Here is a 366-nt window from a genome sequence, read left to right on the forward strand (position 1 = left end):
AATCAAACATCATAATTTTTATGGAGAGTTTGATCCTGGCTCAGGATGAACGCTGGCGGCGTGCCTAATACATGCAAGTCGAGCGAACAGACGAGGAGCTTGCTCCTCTGACGTTAGCGGCGGACGGGTGAGTAACACGTGGATAACCTACCTATAAGACTGGGATAACTTCGGGAAACCGGAGCTAATACCGGATAATATATTGAACCGCATGGTTCAATAGTGAAAGACGGTTTTGCTGTCACTTATAGATGGATCCGCGCCGCATTAGCTAGTTGGTAAGGTAACGGCTTACCAAGGCAACGATGCGTAGCCGACCTGAGAGGGTGATCGGCCACACTGGAACTGAGACACGGTCCAGACTCC

1 rRNA gene is annotated in these 366 nt (G+C 50.0%); it reads left to right on the forward strand.

What is annotated here, in order from left to right:
* Positions 1–17 precede the first annotated feature (17 nt).
* A 16S ribosomal RNA gene (locus tag EA795_RS20845) occupies positions 18–366 on the forward strand; the annotation flags it as partial.

Origin of the sequence: Stutzerimonas nitrititolerans, from assembly GCF_003696285.1 — a bacterium.
GTDB classification, from domain to species: Bacteria; Pseudomonadota; Gammaproteobacteria; order Pseudomonadales; family Pseudomonadaceae; genus Stutzerimonas; species Stutzerimonas nitrititolerans.